The following is a 19,897-nucleotide window of genomic DNA, read 5'->3' on the forward strand; positions in this document are numbered from 1 at the left end:
ACGACAGAAAACAAAAAGCCCCGCACTTCTCACGAAGGCGGGGCTTTTTGGCAGTTGCGGATCAGAACAAATCGATCGGCGCCTGTTCATCCGCCGGCAGCGGGCTGCCCGGTACGGTGCCATTGCCGATCTCGTTGACCGACGGTGGCGTGTCTTCGGCCTTGAACAGCTCGAAGTACGCGCCCGGTGTGCTCGGCGATGCCGCGCGACCGCTGACCGGATCCACCCGCAGGCTGAGAATGCCTTCCGGCTCCGGCTGGACATGCGGTGGCTTGTCCTTGAGCGCGGCGGCCATGTAGTTCATCCAGATCGGCAGTGCCACGGTACCGCCGAACTCACGGCGACCGAGGCTTTCCGGCTGGTCGAAACCGGTCCACACGGTGGTCACGTAGTCGGCGTTGTAACCGGAGAACCACGCATCCTTGGATTCGTTGGTGGTACCGGTCTTGCCGGCGATGTCGCTGCGGCCCAGGGCCAGTGCACGACGACCGGTGCCGAGCTTGATCACGTCCTGCAACATGCTGTTGAGGATGTAAGTAGTACGGCCATCGACGATGCGCTCGGCAACTGCCGGTGCTTGCGGCACGGCGGCGTTGCCCGGCGCTTCACCCGGAACCGGCGCTGCATTGACGGTAAACGATTCGGTAGCGGGGGCCGCGATGCCATCGGTGGCCGCGCCGCCCTGCGGTACGGTCGGCGGGTTGGCGACGAACAGCGTATCGCCGTTGCGGCTTTCGATCTTGTCGATGATGTACGGGGTGATCTTGTAGCCGCCGTTGGCGAAGGTGCTCCAGCCGGTGGCGATCTCCATCGGCGTCAGAGTCGCGGTGCCCAGCGCCAGGGACAGGTTTGGCGGCAGGTCCTGCTTGTTGAAGCCGAAGCGGGTGATGTAATCGATGGTCTTGCCCACGCCCATCGCCTGCAGCAGGCGGATCGAAACCAGGTTGCGCGACTTGTACAGCGCCTCACGCAGACGGATCGGGCCGAGGAAGGTGTTGGTGTCGTTCTTCGGACGCCAGACCTTGTCCAGGTACTCGTCGACGAACACGATCGGCGCGTCGTTGACCAGGCTGGCGGCGGTGTAGCCGTTATCCAGTGCGGCGCTGTAGACGAACGGCTTGAAGCTCGAGCCCGGCTGACGCTTGGCCTGCATCGCACGGTTGTAGTTGCTCTGCTCGAAGGCGAAGCCGCCGACCAGCGAACGGATCGCGCCGTTCTGTGGATCCAGCGACACCAGTGCGCCCTGCGCCTGTGGAATCTGGCTGAACTTCAGCGAATTGTTCGGCTGGCGCTGCACGCGAATCAGATCGCCGATCTGTGCCACATCCGACGGCTGGCGCGGCGCGGCACCCATGCTGTTGGTATTGAGGAACGGTCGCGCCCATTTCATGGTGTCCCACGCCACGTGCTCTTCGCCGGTGCGGGTCAGCACTTGCAGGCCGTTCTTGTCGACCTGGGTGACGATGGCCGGCTCGAGGCTGCTGATGGTGCGCTGCTTGGTCAGTTCAGTGGCCCAGGCTTCGCGGGTCTTGCCCGGCAGGCGCGACTCGGGGCCACGGTAGCCGTGACGCTGATCGTAGGTCATCAGGCCTTCGTGCAGCGCGGTGTTGGCCATCTCCTGGAGGTTGCTCGGCACCGTGGTGGTGACGCGGAAACCTTCGGTATAGGCGTCGCTGCCGTAGCGGCCGACCATTTCCGCGCGAGCCATCTCGGCGATGTACGGCGCGTTCACTTCCGGGGTCGGCACGTGATAACTGGCGTTCAGCGGTTCGTTGATCGCGGCGGTGTAGTCGGCTTCGGTGATCTTGCCGAGCTTGTACATGCGGCCGAGGATCCAGTCGCGACGCTCCTTGCTGCGCGCCGGGTTGGCCAGCGGGTTGAAGCGCGACGGGGCTTTCGGCAGGCCGGCGATCATCGCCATCTGTGCCAGGCTGACTTCGCGGATCGACTTGCCGTAATACACCTGCGCCGCCGCCTCGATGCCGTAGGCGCGGTTGCCCAGATAGATCTTGTTCACGTACAGCTCAAGGATCTCGTCCTTGGTCAGCTGGCGTTCGATCTGCAGCGCCAGAAGGATTTCAGTGGTCTTGCGCGAGAAGCTGCGTTCGCTGGTCAGGAAGAAGTTCTTCGCCACCTGCATGGTGATGGTGCTGCCGCCGGACTGGATGTGCCCGCTCTTGACCAGTTGGGTCGCGGCACGCATCAGGCTGCTCGGATCGACGCCATAGTGATTGGCGAAGTTGTCGTCTTCAGCACTTAGTAACGCATTGATGAAATTGGGGGGAATGTCGGCGAAACGGATCGGTGTGCGGCGCATTTCGCCAAATTCTGCGATCAACTTGTTGTCGCTGCTGTACACCCGCAGGGGAATCTGCAACTGAATGCTTCTCAGCGCCTCCACAGATGGCAAACCCGGACTAAGGTAAAGAAACGCGCCGCTGAGACCTAAAAGCAGTCCGCAGAAAACGGCGACGATGGACCAACCGAAAAATTTCAGCAGACGAATCAAGGCTTTTGGACATCCACGGCAAAGAATGAATTGGGCGACAGGGTTCCGGGTAACACACAGAACGACCCGCGCCGGCAGTAAAAGGCGGAAAAAATCGCTGGGCATTATAAGCACTTTTCCGCAGGGGGCGTCATTTGCGCTTCTGTCAAGACGGGGCGAGGGAACGCAATGCGCATTACAGAGTCCGTAACTCACGGAAAGTCATAGGGAATTGGTAGTGCTAGGACTCTTCAATAAAAAGGCCAATACGTTACTGGGGATCGACATCAGCTCCACGTCGGTGAAGCTGCTGGAGCTGAGCCGTCAGGGTGAACGCTACCGGGTCGAGGCGTATGCGGTAGAGCCGTTGCCGGCGAGTGCCGTGGTCGAAAAGAACATCGCTGAACTCGAGGGCGTCGGCCAGGCCCTGTCCCGGGTGCTGGTCAAGGCGCGTACCGGGTTGAAAACCGTGGCGGTGGCGGTGGCCGGCTCGGCGGTGATCACCAAGGTCATCGAGATGGACGCCGGGCTGTCCGACGATGAACTGGAAAACCAGCTCAAGATCGAGGCCGATCAATACATTCCCTACCCGCTGGACGAGGTCGCCATCGACTTCGAAGTCCAAGGCGTTTCGCCGCGCAACCCCGAGCGGGTCAACGTACTGCTGGCCGCCTGTCGCAAGGAAAACGTCGAAGTCCGCGAAGCGGCGCTCGCTCTCGCCGGGCTGACCGCGCGGGTGGTAGATGTAGAGGCGTATGCGCTGGAGCGCTCGTTCGGCCTGCTGGCCACGCAACTGGCTGCGTCCCAGGATCGGCTGACGGTGGCCGTGGTCGACATCGGCGCCACCATGACCACGCTAAGCGTCCTGCACAATGGCCGGATCATCTACACCCGTGAACAGCTGTTCGGCGGTCGGCAGTTGACCGAGGAAATCCAGCGCCGTTATGGCCTGACCCTTGAACAGGCGGGGCTCGCCAAGAAGCAGGGGGGCTTGCCGGACGACTACGTCAGCGAGGTATTGCAACCGTTTCGCGAGGCGCTGGTGCAGCAGGTGTCACGCTCCTTGCAGTTCTTTTTTGCCTCCGGCCAGTACAACGCCGTCGACCACATTCTGCTGGCCGGCGGCACGGCATCGGTGCCCGGGCTCGACCGGCTGATCGAAGAACGTTTGAACACCCCGACCCAGGTCGCCAACCCGTTTTCCGACATGGCCTTGAGCAGCAAAGTCAACGCCGGGGCTTTGGCGAGCGATGCGCCGGCCCTGATGATTGCCTGCGGGCTCGCGCTCAGGAGTTTCGACTGATGGCGCGGATCAACCTTTTACCCTGGCGCGAGGAGCGACGCGAGGAGCGGCGCAAACGCTTCCTGCTGGTCTTGATCGGTGTGGTGGTCGGTTCGGTGGGGGCGGTGCTCATCGCTGATCAGATCATCAGCGGCGCCATTGCCCGGCAGGTGGCGCGCAATGACTACATCGGCAAGCAGATCTCCGTGGTCGACGAGAGGATCAAGCAGATCAGCGACCTCAAGGCCCATCGCCAGCAACTGGTGGAGCGCATGCGCATCATCCAGGACTTGCAGGGCAACCGGCAGATCAGCGGGCGGATCTTCGATCAGCTGGCGCGCACCTTGCCTGACGGGGTGTATTTCACCGACGTGAAAATGGTCGGCAAGACCCTGTCGATCAGCGGCGCGGCGGAGTCCAACAATCGGGTGTCCGACCTGATGCGCAATCTTGATGCTTCGGACTGGTTCGATGCGCCCAACCTCAATGAAGTGAAAGCCACCACAGCCGGACAAGTGGATCAGGCCAACGTCTTTCAACTGACCGTTCGCCAGACTCGACCCCGGCTCGAGGAGGACGACCAATGAAGCCGTCCGAGTGGCTGGAAAGCCTGCGCAGTGTCGATTTCAACGACCTCGACACCAGCAACATCGGCTCCTGGCCGCCAGTGGTCAAAAGCCTGGGCGGCGGGCTGTTGATGGTGCTGGTCCTGGCGCTTGGCTATAACTTTTTCATCAGTGACCTGGAGAACCAGCTCGAACTCAAACGTGAGGAGGAAATCACCCTCAAGGAGCAGTTCGCGAGCAAGGCGCGCATGGCGGCCAATCTGGAGCTGTACACCCAGCAGATGAAAGAGATGGAAAACTCGTTCGGCGTGCTGTTGCGACAACTGCCCAGTGACACCGAAGTGCCGGGGTTGCTGGAAGACATCACCCGCACCGGACTGGGCAGTGGCCTTGAGTTCGAAGAGATCAAACTGCTGCCTGAGGTTACCCAGCAGTTCTACATCGAGCTGCCCATCCAGATCACCGTGACCGGGGCCTATCACGACCTCGCGACCTTCGTCAGTGGCGTGGCCGGGCTGCCCCGCATCGTCACCCTGCACGATTTCGAGCTGGCGCCAGCCAATCCTGAAGGCGGGCCGAAGCTGCGCATGAGCATCCTCGCCAAGACCTACCGCTATAACGACAAGGGGCTGCAGAAATGAGCCCGATCCGTTTTATCGCTTTGTCGGCATTGTTATTGGTGCTCGGTGGCTGTGGCGGCGATGACTTCAGCGACCTCGACGCTTACATGAATGAAGTGCGCCTGCGTCCGCCGGGCAAGATCGAGCCGACCCCGACCTTCCGCTCTTTCCCGACGTTCACCTACAGCGCCGCCAACCTGCGCAGTCCGTTTTCGCGTCAGCTGCGGGTCGATCTGGCCGGACAGAAACACGGCTCGCGCGACGTGAAACCCGATCCCAACCGGGTCAAGCAATACCTCGAAGGTTTCAACATCGAGCAGTTCGAAATGGTCGGCACGATTGCCAACGCCTCCGGTTCCTTCGCCCTGCTGCGAGGCGCGGGCGGGGTCCATCGGCTCAAGGTCGGCGACTATCTGGGGCGCAACGACGGGCGCATCGTCGCCATCAGCGCTTCACAGGTCGAAGTGGTCGAAATCGTTCCCGATGGCCAGGGCGCCTGGCTTGAACGGCCGCGCACCATTCCTTTGAAAGAGCATTCATAAGTGGAAGTCGAACAATGAACAGGATTTTCTCCACCCTCGGTTTTTCGCTATGGATAGCGCTGCTTTCGCCGATGGTACAGGCAGCCAATCTGAAGGCGCTGGACGTCGCGGCACTGCCGGGGGACCGGGTCGAGCTGAAGCTGTCGTTCGACGGCCCGCCCCCGCAGCCCAAGGGCTACACCACCGACTCGCCGGCACGGATCGCACTCGATCTGCCGGGTGTCGCCAGTCAGTTGGCAAGCAAGACCCGTGACCTGGGCAGTGGCAATGCCCGCACGGCCACGGTGGTCGAGGCCAATAATCGTACACGGCTGATCATCAGCCTGACGCAACTGGCACCGTACGACACCCGGGTCGAGGGCAATACGGTGTTCGTGGTGGTCGGGCAAGGCAGTAAAGCCGCTGCCCCACGTACGGCCGCTCGTGCACCGCGCGCAGCACCTGCGGCAGCGCCGGTCCGCGCGTTTACGCCGACCGCCAGAGCCATTCGCGGCGTGGATTTTCAGCGTGGTACGGCGGGCGAGGGCAACGTGGTCATCGACTTGTCCGACCCGGCTATCGCCCCGGACATCCAGGAGCACGACGGCAAGATCATCCTCAATTTCGCCCGTACCCAATTGCCGGAACCTCTCCGGGTGCGCCTCGACGTCAAGGACTTCGCCACCCCGGTGCAGTTCGTCAATGCCGGGGTCAGCGGTGATCGAGCGACGATCACCGTCGAACCCAGCGGTACTTTCGACTATTCCACTTACCAGACCGACAACAAGCTGACCGTCAGCATCCGGCCGTTGACCGTCGATGACCTGCAAAAACGCAACGCCGACCGCAACAGCTATAACGGCGAAAAGCTCTCGCTCAACTTTCAGGACATCGATGTGCGTTCGGTGCTGCAACTGATCGCCGACTTCACCAACCTCAATCTGGTGGCCAGCGATACCGTGCAGGGCGGCATTACCTTGCGCCTGCAGAACGTGCCGTGGGATCAGGCGCTGGATCTGGTGCTCAAGACCAAAGGCCTGGACAAGCGCAAGGTCGGCAACGTGTTGCTGGTGGCGCCGGCGGATGAAATTGCTGCGCGCGAGCGGCAGGAACTGGAATCGCAGAAACAGATCGCCGAACTGGCGCCGCTGCGTCGTGAGCTATTGCAGGTGAACTACGCCAAGGCCGCCGACATCGCCAAGCTGTTCCAGTCTGTCACCAGCGCCGAGGCGAAGGTCGACGAGCGGGGTTCTATCACCGTCGATGAGCGCACCAACAACATCATTGCCTACCAGACCCAGGATCGCCTCGACGAGCTGCGGCGGATTGTGGCGCAGCTGGATATTCCGGTGCGTCAGGTGATGATCGAGGCACGGATCGTCGAGGCCAACGTCGATTACGACAAGAGCTTGGGCGTGCGCTGGGGCGGTTCGATTCAGAACAAGGGCAACTGGAACACTTCCGGGGTCAGCAACGGTTCGTCGACCACCATTGGAACGCCGGGCAGCACCAGCACCAACTCGCCGTTCGTCGACATGGGCACGGTCAACAACACGTCCGGGATCGGCATCGCGTTCATCACTGACAACGTCTTGCTCGACCTTGAACTGACCGCGATGGAGAAGACCGGCAACGGCGAAATCGTCTCGCAGCCCAAGGTGGTCACCTCCGACAAGGAAACCGCGAAGATCCTCAAGGGCACCGAGATTCCGTATCAGGAAGCCAGCTCCAGCGGCGCTACGTCGGTGTCCTTCAAGGAGGCGTCGCTGTCGCTGGAAGTGACGCCGCAGATCACCCCGGACAACCGCATCATCATGGAGGTGAAGGTCACCAAGGACGAACCGGACTACCTGAACAAAGTGCAGGATGTACCGCCGATCAAGAAGAACGAGGTCAATGCCAAGGTGCTGGTGAACGACGGCGAGACCATCGTGATCGGGGGCGTGTTCTCAAATACTCAGAGCAAGGTTGTAGATAAGGTGCCATTTCTTGGTGATGTGCCGTATCTTGGCCGCCTTTTCCGGCGTGATGTGGTTTCGGAGAAAAAATCCGAGCTGCTGGTATTTCTCACTCCGCGTATCATGAATAACCAGGCGATTGCTGTGAGTCGTTGATTCTGTGCGAAATTTGATTCTTGTAGGACCGATGGGGGCTGGAAAAAGCACCATCGGCCGATTACTGGCCAAAGAGCTGCGCCTGCCGTTCAAGGATTCCGACAAGGAAATTGAACTGCGTACGGGCGCCAATATTCCGTGGATCTTCGACAAGGAAGGCGAGCCCGGCTTTCGTGACCGTGAGCAGGCGATGATCGCAGAGCTGTGCGCGTTCGACGGCGTGGTGCTGGCGACCGGCGGCGGCGCGGTGATGCGCGATGCCAACCGCAAGGCTCTGCACGAGGGCGGGCGGGTGGTGTATCTGCACGCCTCCGTCGAGCAGCAGGTCGGTCGTACCTCTCGCGATCGCAACCGGCCGTTGTTGCGCACTGCCAATCCGGAGAAAACCTTGCGCGATCTGCTGGCGATCCGTGATCCGCTCTATCGGGAAATCGCCGATCTGGTGGTGGAAACCGACGAGCGGCCACCCCGCATGGTCGTACTCGATATTCTCGACCGCCTGGCGCAGCTTCCGCCCCGTTAAAGCATCGCTCGAAATGCGCTATCCTCGGCGTCCTGTCACAGCCCGCCGAGGTTGTGGCGGATGGCGTGCGAGCGGCGTCATACCCGCTATAGGCCGCAGACAACCAATAATTCAGGGCAGGACGCCTGCTTCCATCTTCACTGTGGGGACACATGCAGACACTCAAGGTCGACCTAGGCGAGCGCAGCTACCCGATTCACATTGGCGAGGGACTGCTGGACCAGCCTGAACTGCTGGCCCCGCATATCCACGGGCGGCAAGTGGCAATCATCTCCAACGAGACCGTTGCGCCGCTCTATCTCGATCGTCTGACCCGGAGCCTGGCGCAATTCTCGGTGGTTTCCGTGGTGTTGCCCGACGGCGAAGCCTTCAAGAACTGGGAAACCCTGCAACTGATCTTCGACGGCCTGCTGACCGCCCGTCATGACCGCCGCACCACGGTGATCGCCCTCGGTGGCGGCGTGATCGGCGACATGGCCGGTTTCGCGGCCGCCTGCTACCAGCGCGGCGTCGATTTCATCCAGATTCCTACCACGCTGCTGTCCCAGGTCGATTCGTCGGTGGGCGGCAAGACCGGGATCAACCATCCGCTGGGCAAGAACATGGTTGGCGCGTTCTATCAGCCGAACGTGGTGCTGATCGATACCGCGTCCCTGAAAACCTTGCCGGCGCGCGAGCTGTCGGCAGGGCTGGCGGAAGTCATCAAGTACGGCCTGATCTGCGACGAGCCGTTCCTGACCTGGCTCGAAGACAATGTCGACGCCCTGCGTGCACTGGATCAAACGGCCCTGACCTATGCCATCGAGCGCTCTTGCGCCGCCAAGGCTGCAGTGGTCGGCGCCGATGAGAAGGAAACCGGTGTACGGGCCACACTCAACCTCGGCCACACCTTTGGCCACGCCATCGAAACCCACATGGGCTATGGTGTCTGGTTGCATGGCGAAGCGGTCGCTGCTGGCACCGTGATGGCGCTGGAAATGTCCGCGCGTCTGGGCTGGATCAGCGAGCAGGAGCGTGATCGCGGCATTCGCCTGTTCCAGCGGGCCGGTCTGCCGGTGATCCCGCCGGAAGAGATGACCGAAGCCGATTTTCTTGAACACATGGCAATTGACAAAAAAGTGATCGACGGTCGCTTGCGCCTGGTGCTGCTGCGCCGGATGGGCGAAGCGGTGGTGACCGACGATTATCCGAAAGAGGTTCTACAGGCCACGCTGGGAGCGGATTACCGCGCTCTGGCTCAGCTTAAAGGTTAATAAGATTCCGATGACTAGTTTGCATGCCGACGAGGCGTTCCTCGGCCATTTCCAGTTAAGTCACGACCCTTTCGCGCCGCGGGTGCCGGGCTTCAAGTTCTTCCCGGCCCAGCGCAAGCCGGTGCTGGGTCAGCTGCATCACCTGGCGCGTTACAGCCAGTTGCTGCTGGTGGTCACCGGCCCGCAGGGCAGCGGCAAGACTCTGCTGCGCCAAGCGCTGGTGGCCAGCACCAACAAGCAATCGGTGCAGAGCGTCGTCGTTTCCGCCCGTGGCGCCGGCGATGCCGCCGGTGTGCTGCGCCAGATCGCCCAGGCGCTGGACGTGGCGCAGGCCGAGGTCGGGGCGATCCTCGATCAGGTCGTGCAGCTCGCGCTGACCGGTCAGGAGGTCTATCTGCTGGTGGACGATGCCGAACAGCTCGACGAGTCCGCGCTTGAAGCGCTGATGGCGCTGGGCGCCGGCGCGCCGGAAGGCCGCCCGCACGTGTTCCTGTTCGGTGAGTCCTCGCTGATCGCCCAGCTCGAGGCTTTGCACCTTGAGGAAGAGCGCTTCCACGTCATCGAATTGCAGCCGTACACCGAAGAAGAAACCCGCGAGTATCTCGACCAGCGGCTCGAAGGCGCGGGCCGGGGTGTCGAACTTTTCACCGCGGATCAGATCTCTGATATTCACGAAAGCTCCGAGGGTTGGCCCGGTAACATCAACCAGGTCGCTCGCGATGCTCTGATCGAAGTCATGATTGCCAGCCGCTCTGCGGTCAAGCGTCCAAGTATGGGGTTCAACATGCCGAAGAAACACGTATTGGCGATTTCCGCCGTCGTTGTGGTCGCGGTCGCTGCCGCCTGGCTGATGCCGGGTCGCAACAAGGCACCGACCACCGGTGCGCCGGCCAACGAGCAGGCGCAACTGCCATTGGGCCAGGGCACACCGCAGGCGGGTGGCGCGCCGTCCGTCGAATTCAACGGCAATACCCAGCCGATGCCGCTGCCGCTGGTCGGCAACTCGCAGCCGGTGATGCGTGGTCCGCTGGCTGAAGCGGCGGGTGGTATCACCGAGGGCGACGACGGTGTGCCGGTCGAAGGCTCCAGCAACACGCCACCGACCGTGACGACTACCGCGCCACCCGCGGGCGTTCAGGCCGGCCCTGCGCCGACCCCGGTTCCGGTTCCGGCCCCGGCGGCCAAACCGACCCCGGCACCGACCCAGGTCGCTACCGCCAAGCCTGCTCCGGCCGCTCCAGTGGCCAAACCGGCTCCGGCACCTGCCAAGCCCGTTGCCGCCGCCAAACCTGCCGAGAAGCCGGTCACCGTCGCCAAGGCCGCCGGTGGCAGCTGGTACGCCGGTCAGCCGACCAGCAACTACGTGGTGCAGATCCTCGGCACCAGCTCCGAAGCAACCGCGCAAAGCTTCGTCAAGGAGCAGGGCGGCGAGTACCGTTATTTCAAGAAAGTCCTCAACGGCAAGCCTCTCTACGTGATCACCTACGGCAACTTCGCCAATCGTGATGCAGCCGTTTCTGCCATCAAGGCCTTGCCAGCGAAGGTTCAGGCTGGTAAACCTTGGCCTCGCACTGTCGCCAGCGTCCAACAGGAACTGGCAACAACTCGCTGAAGATTCGGCGGCCTTACCCAGGCCGCCTCTCCAAGCACCTCAAAATCTCTACAAGTGCGCGCCGTCTCTACAGACCGCGTGCCTTGTGGTGTCTGCGTCACAGTAGTCTTTGAGTCGTTGCGGTCAAAATTAAAAAAGTTTTGACTAGCACAGCAGATCGCTTTAAACCTTTCACAAATGCGACATGAATTTGCGACATTTCGTCGTCAAATTTGTGAGCCTCTGTGTCGCTGTGTACAATGACCACCCTTTTGCCCCCGCAAAGCCGGCGTACGTTCGGCGCGGCAAGCAAGTGTTGAATTGAAAAGAAATTTGCCTCGTTAAGAGGCAGCCTGGTGAGAAAGTGTCTATGAAAGCAGGTCTGTACCAACCAGATGAATTCAAGGATAACTGCGGTTTCGGCCTGATAGCCCATATGCAGGGCGAACCCAGTCATACCCTTTTGCAAACGGCCATCGAGGCCCTGACCTGCATGACCCACCGCGGTGGGATTAATGCCGACGGCAAGACCGGTGACGGTTGCGGTCTGCTGATTCAAAAACCCGACGCCTTCCTGCGTGCCATTGCCCAGGAAGCCTTCAGCGTCGAGCTGCCCAAGCAATATGCCGTGGGCATGGTCTTCTTCAATCAGGATCCGGCCAAGGCCGAAGCCGCTCGCGAGAACATGAACCGCGAGATCCTGGCCGAAGGCCTGCAACTGATCGGCTGGCGCAAAGTGCCGATCGACACCAGCGTCCTCGGCCGCCTGGCCCTTGAGCGCCTGCCGCAGATCGAGCAGGTGTACATCGGCGGCGAAGGCCTGAGCGATCAGGACATGGCGGTCAAGCTGTTCAGCGCCCGTCGTCGCTCGTCCGTGGCCAACGCCGCCGACACCGACCACTACATCTGCAGCTTTTCCCACAAGACCATCATCTATAAAGGCCTGATGATGCCGGCCGACCTGGCCGCGTTCTATCCGGACCTGGGTGACCAGCGCCTGCAAACCGCGATCTGCGTGTTCCACCAGCGCTTCTCCACCAACACCCTGCCGAAATGGCCGCTGGCTCAGCCATTCCGCTTCCTCGCCCACAACGGCGAGATCAACACCATCACCGGCAACCGCAACTGGGCTCAGGCCCGTCGCACCAAGTTCACCAACGATCTGATGGATCTGGAAGAACTCGGCCCACTGGTCAACCGCGTCGGTTCCGACTCCTCGAGCATGGACAACATGCTCGAACTGATGGTCACCGGCGGCATCGACCTGTTCCGTGGCGTGCGGATGATCATTCCGCCAGCGTGGCAGAACGTTGAAACCATGGACCCGGATCTGCGTGCGTTCTACGAGTACAACTCGATGCACATGGAACCGTGGGACGGTCCGGCCGGCGTGGTCATGACCGACGGTCGCTACGCGGTGTGCCTGCTCGACCGTAACGGTCTGCGCCCGGCGCGCTGGGTCACCACCAAGAACGGTTTCATCACCCTGGCTTCGGAAATCGGCGTCTGGAACTACCAGCCTGAAGACGTGCTCGCCAAGGGCCGTGTCGGCCCGGGCCAGATCTTCGCCGTGGACACCGAAACCGGGCAGATCCTCGACACCGACGCGATCGACAATCGTCTGAAATCCCGTCATCCGTACAAGCAATGGCTGCGCAAGAACGCCCTGCGCATCCAGGCGACCATGGAAGACAACGATCACGGTTCGGCTTTCTACGACGTCGATCAGCTCAAGCAATACATGAAGATGTATCAGGTCACGTTCGAAGAGCGCGATCAGGTACTGCGTCCGCTTGGCGAGCAAGGCTACGAAGCCGTCGGCTCGATGGGCGACGACACGCCGATGGCCGTGCTGTCCCAGCGCGTGCGCACGCCGTACGACTATTTCCGTCAGCAGTTCGCACAGGTGACCAACCCGCCGATCGACCCGCTGCGTGAAGCGATCGTGATGTCGCTGGAAATCTGCCTCGGTGCCGAGCGCAACATCTTCCAGGAATCGCCGGAACACGCCTCGCGCGTGATCCTCAGCTCGCCGGTCATTTCCCCGGCCAAGTGGCGTTCGCTGATGAACCTCGACCGTCCGGGCTTCGAGCGGCAGATCATCGACCTCAACTACGACGAAAGCGTCGGCCTCGAAGCGGCGATCCGTAACGTCGCGGATCAGGCTGAAGAAGCCGTGCGTGCCGGTCGTACCCAGATCGTTCTGAGCGACCGTCATATCGCTCCGGGCAAACTGCCGATCCACGCTTCGCTGGCCACCGGCGCGGTGCACCACCGCCTGACCGAAAAAGGCCTGCGCTGCGACTCCAACATCCTGGTTGAAACCGCCACCGCACGGGATCCGCACCACTTCGCGGTGCTGATCGGCTTTGGCGCCTCGGCGGTCTATCCGTTCCTCGCGTACGAAGTGCTGGGCGACCTGATCCGTACCGGTGAAGTCCTGGGCGACCTCTACGAGGTGTTCAAGAACTACCGCAAAGGCATCACCAAAGGTCTGTTGAAGATCCTGTCGAAGATGGGCATCTCGACCATCGCGTCGTATCGCGGTGCTCAGTTGTTCGAAGCGATCGGTCTTTCCGAGGAAGTCTGCGAGCTGAGCTTCCGTGGCGTGCCGAGCCGAATCAAGGGTGCGCGTTTCGTCGACATCGAAGCCGAACAGAAAGCACTGGCCACCGAAGCCTGGAGTCCGCGCAAGCCGATCCAGCAGGGCGGTCTGCTGAAGTTCGTCCACGGTGGCGAATATCACGCGTACAACCCGGACGTGGTCAACACCCTGCAAGCCGCCGTGCAGCAGGGCGACTACGCCAAATTCAAGGAATACACCTCGCTGGTGGACAACCGTCCGGTGTCGATGATCCGCGACCTGTTCAAGGTCAAGACCCTCGACACCCCGCTGGACATCAGTGAAGTCGAGCCGCTGGAGTCGGTGCTCAAGCGCTTCGACTCCGCCGGTATCTCGCTGGGCGCCCTGTCGCCGGAAGCTCACGAAGCCCTGGCCGAAGCCATGAACCGCCTCGGTGCGCGTTCCAACTCCGGCGAAGGCGGCGAAGACCCGGCGCGCTACGGCACCATCAAGAGCTCGAAAATCAAGCAGGTCGCGACCGGCCGTTTCGGTGTGACCCCGGAATACCTGGTCAACGCCGAAGTGCTGCAGATCAAGGTCGCCCAGGGCGCCAAGCCGGGCGAGGGCGGGCAACTGCCGGGCGGCAAAGTGAACGGGCTGATCGCCAAACTGCGTTACGCAGTGCCGGGCGTGACCCTGATTTCGCCACCACCGCACCACGACATCTATTCGATTGAAGACTTGTCGCAGTTGATCTTTGACCTGAAACAGGTCAACCCGAAGGCGCTGGTTTCGGTGAAACTCGTGGCTGAAGCAGGCGTCGGCACCATCGCCGCCGGTGTCGCCAAGGCTTATGCGGACTTGATCACCATCTCCGGCTACGACGGTGGCACCGGTGCTTCGCCGCTGACCTCGATCAAATACGCCGGCGCTCCGTGGGAACTTGGCTTGGCCGAAACCCACCAGACCCTGCGCGGCAACGACCTGCGCGGCAAGGTTCGCGTACAGACCGACGGCGGCCTGAAAACCGGCCTCGACGTGATCAAGGCTGCGATCCTTGGCGCCGAAAGCTTCGGTTTCGGCACCGCGCCGATGATCGCGCTGGGCTGCAAATACCTGCGTATTTGCCACCTGAACAACTGCGCCACCGGCGTCGCGACCCAGAACGAGAAGCTGCGCAAGGATCACTACATCGGCACCGTCGACATGGTGGTGAACTTCTTCACCTACGTCGCCGAAGAAACCCGTGAGTGGCTGGCCAAGCTCGGCGTGCGCTCCCTCGAAGAGCTGATCGGCCGTACCGATCTGCTGGAAATCCTCGAAGGCCAGACCGCCAAGCAGCATCACCTGGATCTGACCCCGCTGCTGGGCAGCGATCACATTCCGGCGGACAAGCCTCAGTTCTGCGGCGTCGAGCGCAACCCGCCCTTCGACCAGGGCCTGCTGGCCGAGAAAATGGTCGAGATGGCGACGTCGGCGATCAACGACCTCAGTGGCGCCGAGTTCGATCTGGACATCTGCAACTGCGACCGTTCGATCGGCGCGCGGATCTCCGGCGAAATCGCGCGCAAGCACGGCAACCAGGGTATGGCCAACGCGCCGATCACCTTCCGCTTCAAGGGCACGGCGGGCCAGAGCTTCGGCGTGTGGAACGCCGGTGGTCTGAACATGTACCTGGAAGGCGATGCCAACGACTACGTCGGCAAAGGCATGACCGGCGGCAAACTGGTCATCGTGCCGCCGAAGGGCAGCGTTTATAAGACTCAGGAAAGCGCCATCATCGGCAACACCTGCCTGTACGGCGCCACGGGTGGCAAGCTGTTCGCCGCCGGCACCGCAGGCGAGCGTTTCGCCGTGCGCAACTCCGGTGCCCACACGGTCGTGGAAGGCACTGGCGATCACTGCTGTGAGTACATGACCGGTGGTTTTGTCTGCGTTCTGGGCAAGACCGGTTACAACTTCGGCTCTGGCATGACCGGCGGTTTCGCCTACGTGCTCGACCAGGACAACACCTTCGTTGACCGGGTCAACCACGAACTGGTGGAAATCCAGCGGATCAGCGGCGAGGCGATGGAAGCCTATCGCAGCCACCTGCAGAACGTGCTGAACGAGTATGTCGCGGAAACCGACAGCGAGTGGGGTCGTGAACTCGCCGAGAACCTCGATGACTACTTGCGCCGTTTCTGGCTGGTCAAGCCGAAGGCTGCCAACCTGAAGTCGTTGCTTTCCAGCACCCGTGCCAACCCGCAGTGATATGCGCCTGAAGAGTTTGATGAGGTTTTAACAATGGCTGAACGTCTGAATAACGACTTCCAGTTCATCGATGTCGGGCGCAAGGATCCGAAGAAGAAACTGTTGCGTCAACGCAAGAAAGAGTTCGTGGAAATCTACGAACCGTTCAAACCCCAGCAGTCGGCCGACCAGGCCCACCGCTGCCTGGGTTGCGGCAACCCGTATTGCGAATGGAAGTGCCCGGTGCACAACTTCATTCCGAACTGGCTGAAGCTGGTGGCCGAGGGCAACATCCTCCAGGCCGCCGAGCTGTCGCACCAGACCAACACCCTGCCGGAAGTCTGCGGCCGGGTGTGCCCGCAGGATCGTCTGTGCGAGGGTGCCTGCACCCTTAACGACGGCTTCGGCGCGGTGACCATCGGTTCGGTCGAGAAGTACATCACCGACACCGCGTTCGCCATGGGCTGGCGCCCGGACATGTCCAAGGTCAAACCGACCGGCAAGCGTGTAGCGATCATCGGCGCAGGCCCGGCGGGTCTGGGTTGCGCCGACGTGCTGGTGCGTGGCGGCGTGACTCCCGTGGTGTTCGACAAGAACCCGGAAATCGGCGGTCTGCTGACCTTCGGCATCCCCGAGTTCAAGCTTGAGAAGACCGTGCTGAGCAATCGCCGTGAAGTCTTCACCGGCATGGGCATCGAATTCCGCCTCAACACCGAGGTCGGCAAGGACGTGACCATGGAACAACTGCTCGCCGAATACGATGCCGTGTTCATGGGCATGGGCACCTACACCTACATGAAGGGCGGTTTTGCCGGTGAGGATCTGCCGGGCGTTTATGACGCGCTGGATTTCCTGATCGCCAACGTCAACCGCAACCTGGGCTTTGAAAAGTCGCCGGAAGATTTCGTCGACATGAAGGGCAAGAAGGTCGTGGTGCTGGGTGGCGGCGACACGGCGATGGACTGCAACCGCACGTCGATCCGCCAGGGCGCCAAGTCGGTGACCTGCGCCTATCGTCGTGACGAAGCGAACATGCCCGGCTCGCGCAAAGAGGTGAAGAACGCCAAGGAAGAAGGCGTGAAATTCCTCTACAACCGTCAGCCGATCGCCATCGTTGGCGAGGACAAGGTCGAAGGCGTGAAAGTGGTCGAGACCCGTCTCGGCGAGCCGGACGCCCGTGGCCGTCGCAGCCCCGAGCCGATCCCGGGCTCCGAAGAGATCATCCCGGCCGACGCCGTGGTCATCGCTTTCGGTTTCCGTCCGAGCCCGGCGCCGTGGTTCGAGCAGTTCGAAATCCAGACCGACAGCCAGGGCCGCGTGGTGGCACCGGAGCAAGGTCAGTACAAGCACCAGACCAGCAACCCGAAAATCTTCGCCGGTGGCGATATGGTGCGCGGTTCCGACCTGGTGGTGACGGCGATCTTCGAAGGCCGCAATGCAGCGGAAGGGATCCTCGACTACCTGGGCGTCTAAACCTTCCTCTGATCGTTCCCACGTCGAGGCGTCGAACCGTCTGCGTGGGAATGCCTCCCGGGACGCTCTGCGTCCCAAAAGGCGTGACGCGGAGCGTCACTGGCGGCGTTACCACGCGGAGCGTGGGAACGATCTTCTGTGAAAAAAACGCGACAAATTGACCCGATAGACAAAAGGCTGACCTGCATCCGTGCCTTTTGCGTCGCGCTCTGAGAAAATGCCCGCACTTTTTTTCCGGATGCCGACATGACTGCCCTGAAGAACGACCGTTTCCTCCGCGCCCTGCTCAAGCAACCCGTAGACGTCACCCCAGTGTGGATGATGCGCCAGGCCGGCCGTTACCTGCCGGAATACCGCGCCAGCCGCGCCCAGGCCGGTGATTTCATGAGCCTGTGCATGAATCCGGAATTCGCCTGCGAAGTCACGCTGCAACCGCTGGACCGCTATCCGCAACTGGACGCGGCGATCCTGTTCTCCGACATCCTCACCATTCCCGATGCCATGGGCCAGGGCCTGTACTTCGAGACCGGTGAAGGTCCGCGCTTCAAGAAAGTCGTCAGCACCCTGGCCGACATCGAAGCCCTGCCGATCCCCGATCCGCACAAAGACCTCGGTTACGTGATGGACGCGGTCAGCACCATCCGCCGCGAACTGAACGGCCGTGTACCGCTGATCGGTTTCTCCGGCAGCCCGTGGACTCTCGCCACGTACATGGTCGAAGGCGGCTCGTCGAAAGACTTCCGCAAGACCAAGGCGATGCTCTACGACAACCCGCAAGCCATGCACCTGCTGCTGGACAAGCTGGCGCAGTCGGTGACTTCGTACCTCAACGGCCAGATCCAGGCCGGTGCGCAAGCGGTGCAGATCTTCGATACCTGGGGCGGCAACCTGTCCGCGGCGGCGTACCAAGAGTTCTCCCTGGCCTACATGAAGAAAATCGTCAGCGGCCTGATCCGCGAGCACGACGGTCGCAAAGTGCCGGTGATCCTGTTCACCAAGAACGGCGGCCTGTGGCTGGAAAGCATCGCCGACGCCGGCGCTGACGCATTGGGCCTGGACTGGACCTGCGACATTGGCAACGCCCGCGCCCGCGTGGGTGACAAGGTCGCGCTGCAAGGCAACATGGACCCGACCGTGCTCTACGCCAAGCCGGAAGCGATCCGCACCGAAGTCGGGCGCATCCTCGCCAGCTACGGCAAGGGCAGCGGCCACGTGTTCAACCTCGGCCATGGCATCACGCCGGAAGTCGATCCGGAGCACGCTGGCGCGTTCCTGCGTGCGGTGCACGAGTTGTCGGCGCAGTATCACGAGTAATCGGCGCTCAGCTCTAAGGGTAGAAAACAAAAACGCCCGGCTTATGCCGGGCGTTTTTTGTGGGCGCGAATCAGGCTTTGACGCCACCCAGCGGCGGCAACTTCGCCAGCTTCAACGCCACCAACAGCGCCACCAGCAACAGCGCGCCGATAAACAGGCCAATCCCGTTCCACCCCGCCAGGTGCCAGAACACACCGCCTGCCGTCCCGGCGATGCTCGAGCCGGCGTAATAGCTGAACAGGTACAACGACGACGCCTGGCCCTTGGCCTTGAGCGCCCGGCGGCCGATCCAGCTGCTGGCCACCGAGTGGGCGGCGAAGAAGCCGAAGGTGAAGATCAGCATGCCGATGATCACCAGCGGCAGCGGTGTGAACATCGTCAGGGCGAGGCCGGCGAACATCAGGGCGATGGTCGCCCACAGCACTTTGCGACGGCCCAGTTTGTCGGCCAGCGAACCGATTTTCGCCGAGCTGTAGATGCCCGACAGATACACCACCGATAGCAGCCCCACAAACACCTGATCCATGTGGTACGGCTCGGCCAGCAGGCGGTAACCGATGTAGTTGAACAGGGTGACGAACGCGCCCATCAGCACAAACGCCTCAAGGAACAGCAATGGCAGGCCGGCATCGCGAAAGTGCATGGTGAAGCCGTCGAGCAGGCTGCGCGGGTGCAGCGAGCGGGAGCGGAAGTTGCGCGACTCCGGCAGGATTTTCCAGAACACCGCCGCTGCGATCAGCGCCAGGCCGCCAATCACCATCATCGCCGTGTGCCAGCTGACGAAGTCGATCAGCACACCGGTGATCAACCGCCCGCTCATGCCGCCAATCGCGTTGCCGCCGATGTACAGACCCATCGCCAGGCCGATGTGCTGCGGATGGATTTCCTCGCTGAGATAAGTCATTGCCACCGCTGCCAGACCGCTCAATGACAATCCGATCAGCGCGCGCATGATCAATACGCCGTGCCAGCTCGGCATCATCGAACTGGCGATGGTGCACAGCGCCGCGGCAAACAGCGCGGCGACCATCACCGGTTTACGCCCGACCCGATCTGAAATCGGGCCAGTGATCAGCAGACCGAACGCCAGCATGCCGGTGGCCACTGACAGGATCAGGCTGCTCTGCGCGGCGTTGATCGAATATTCGTGGGACAGCAGCGGCATCATCGGCTGCACGCAATACAGCAGGGCGAAGGTGGCGAAGCCGCCGCTGAACAGCGCGAGTACCGTGCGCATGAACGCGGGCGTGCCTTTCTCGATGTAGATCTCTTGCAGTTCGGTCAGCACATCGTCCGCCGCAGCGGGCGGAACTTCATGGGCCAGTGGAGCGACGGCGGTTTTCACATCAGACCTCGG

General features: G+C 61.9%; 13 protein-coding genes. 11 read left to right on the top strand and 2 right to left on the bottom strand.

All coding sequences use genetic code 11. The features are described from left to right. Positions 1–61: 61 nt before the first annotated feature. The gene (locus tag BMZ46_RS13375) at positions 62–2,506 is read right to left on the bottom strand and encodes a penicillin-binding protein 1A (RefSeq protein WP_371855321.1); all 2,445 of its coding nucleotides are present in this window, start codon (positions 2,504–2,506) and stop codon (positions 62–64) included. A 220-nt stretch (positions 2,507–2,726) separates the two neighbouring features. Here BMZ46_RS13375 and BMZ46_RS13380 point away from each other — a divergent pair, with 220 nt between their 5' ends. From BMZ46_RS13380 to hemE, 11 genes are all read left to right on the top strand, one after another. Beyond that, on the top strand, positions 2,727–3,791 hold the full coding sequence (locus tag BMZ46_RS13380; protein WP_007952389.1) for a pilus assembly protein PilM: 1,065 nt from the start codon (positions 2,727–2,729) through the stop codon (positions 3,789–3,791). After that, on the top strand, positions 3,791–4,357 hold the full coding sequence (locus tag BMZ46_RS13385) for a PilN domain-containing protein (RefSeq protein WP_074689559.1): 567 nt from the start codon (positions 3,791–3,793) through the stop codon (positions 4,355–4,357). Before BMZ46_RS13380 ends, BMZ46_RS13385 begins: the two co-directional genes overlap by 1 nt. Further along, positions 4,354–4,977, top strand: coding sequence for a type 4a pilus biogenesis protein PilO (gene pilO, locus BMZ46_RS13390; protein ID WP_074689561.1), 624 nt, complete (start codon positions 4,354–4,356; stop codon positions 4,975–4,977). The genes BMZ46_RS13385 and pilO overlap by 4 nt, the downstream gene beginning before the upstream one ends. After that, positions 4,974–5,498, top strand: a complete 525-nt coding sequence (locus BMZ46_RS13395) for a pilus assembly protein PilP (RefSeq protein WP_074689563.1) — start codon at positions 4,974–4,976, stop codon at positions 5,496–5,498. The genes pilO and BMZ46_RS13395 overlap by 4 nt, the downstream gene beginning before the upstream one ends. 14 nt (positions 5,499–5,512) lie before the next feature. Beyond that, positions 5,513–7,591, top strand: coding sequence for a type IV pilus secretin PilQ (pilQ, locus tag BMZ46_RS13400; RefSeq protein WP_074689565.1), 2,079 nt, complete (start codon positions 5,513–5,515; stop codon positions 7,589–7,591). Positions 7,592–7,595: 4 nt separating this feature from the next. Next, positions 7,596–8,114 carry a shikimate kinase AroK gene (gene aroK / locus BMZ46_RS13405; RefSeq protein WP_011332081.1) on the top strand — a complete coding sequence of 173 codons (519 nt, stop codon included), beginning with the start codon at positions 7,596–7,598 and terminating at the stop codon, positions 8,112–8,114. 152 nt (positions 8,115–8,266) lie between these two features. Further along, positions 8,267–9,367 (top strand): 3-dehydroquinate synthase, encoded by a 1,101-nt coding sequence (gene aroB / locus BMZ46_RS13410; RefSeq protein ID WP_074689567.1) that lies wholly within the window; start codon positions 8,267–8,269, stop codon positions 9,365–9,367. A 10-nt stretch (positions 9,368–9,377) separates the two neighbouring features. Beyond that, positions 9,378–10,979 (top strand): AAA family ATPase, encoded by a 1,602-nt coding sequence (locus BMZ46_RS13415; RefSeq protein WP_074689569.1) that lies wholly within the window; start codon positions 9,378–9,380, stop codon positions 10,977–10,979. 349 nt (positions 10,980–11,328) lie between these two features. After that, a complete protein-coding gene (gene gltB / locus BMZ46_RS13425) occupies positions 11,329–15,774 on the top strand; it encodes a glutamate synthase large subunit (RefSeq protein ID WP_074689571.1) in 4,446 nt (1,481 codons plus the stop codon). A 33-nt stretch (positions 15,775–15,807) separates the two neighbouring features. Beyond that, a complete protein-coding gene (locus BMZ46_RS13430; protein WP_007909438.1) occupies positions 15,808–17,226 on the top strand; it encodes an FAD-dependent oxidoreductase in 1,419 nt (472 codons plus the stop codon). A 246-nt stretch (positions 17,227–17,472) separates the two neighbouring features. Next, complete coding sequence (gene hemE, locus BMZ46_RS13435; protein ID WP_007952372.1) at positions 17,473–18,540, top strand: uroporphyrinogen decarboxylase; 1,068 nt, start codon at positions 17,473–17,475, stop codon at positions 18,538–18,540. A 70-nt stretch (positions 18,541–18,610) separates the two neighbouring features. Here the strand turns inward: hemE and BMZ46_RS13440 are convergent, their stop codons facing one another. After that, positions 18,611–19,885, bottom strand: coding sequence for an MFS transporter (locus tag BMZ46_RS13440; RefSeq protein ID WP_039766449.1), 1,275 nt, complete (start codon positions 19,883–19,885; stop codon positions 18,611–18,613). Between the last annotated feature and the right edge of the window lie 12 nt (positions 19,886–19,897).

Origin of the sequence: Pseudomonas sp. NFIX49 (assembly GCF_900115915.1) — a bacterium.
Lineage (GTDB): Bacteria > Pseudomonadota > Gammaproteobacteria > Pseudomonadales > Pseudomonadaceae > Aquipseudomonas > Aquipseudomonas pharyngis.

What these genes read in the sequence shown, in the direction of transcription:
- BMZ46_RS13385 (WP_074689559.1), top strand. Translation starts at nt 3,791, where the DNA reads ATGGCGCGGATCAACCTTTTACCCTGGCGCGAGGAGCGACGCGAGGAG.
- BMZ46_RS13395 (WP_074689563.1), top strand. Translation starts at nt 4,974, where the DNA reads ATGAGCCCGATCCGTTTTATCGCTTTGTCGGCATTGTTATTGGTGCTC.
- gltB (WP_074689571.1), top strand. Translation starts at nt 11,329, where the DNA reads ATGAAAGCAGGTCTGTACCAACCAGATGAATTCAAGGATAACTGCGGT.
- pilO (WP_074689561.1), top strand. Translation starts at nt 4,354, where the DNA reads ATGAAGCCGTCCGAGTGGCTGGAAAGCCTGCGCAGTGTCGATTTCAAC.
- BMZ46_RS13415 (WP_074689569.1), top strand. Translation starts at nt 9,378, where the DNA reads ATGACTAGTTTGCATGCCGACGAGGCGTTCCTCGGCCATTTCCAGTTA.
- pilQ (WP_074689565.1), top strand. Translation starts at nt 5,513, where the DNA reads ATGAACAGGATTTTCTCCACCCTCGGTTTTTCGCTATGGATAGCGCTG.
- hemE (WP_007952372.1), top strand. Translation starts at nt 17,473, where the DNA reads ATGACTGCCCTGAAGAACGACCGTTTCCTCCGCGCCCTGCTCAAGCAA.
- aroB (WP_074689567.1), top strand. Translation starts at nt 8,267, where the DNA reads ATGCAGACACTCAAGGTCGACCTAGGCGAGCGCAGCTACCCGATTCAC.
- BMZ46_RS13430 (WP_007909438.1), top strand. Translation starts at nt 15,808, where the DNA reads ATGGCTGAACGTCTGAATAACGACTTCCAGTTCATCGATGTCGGGCGC.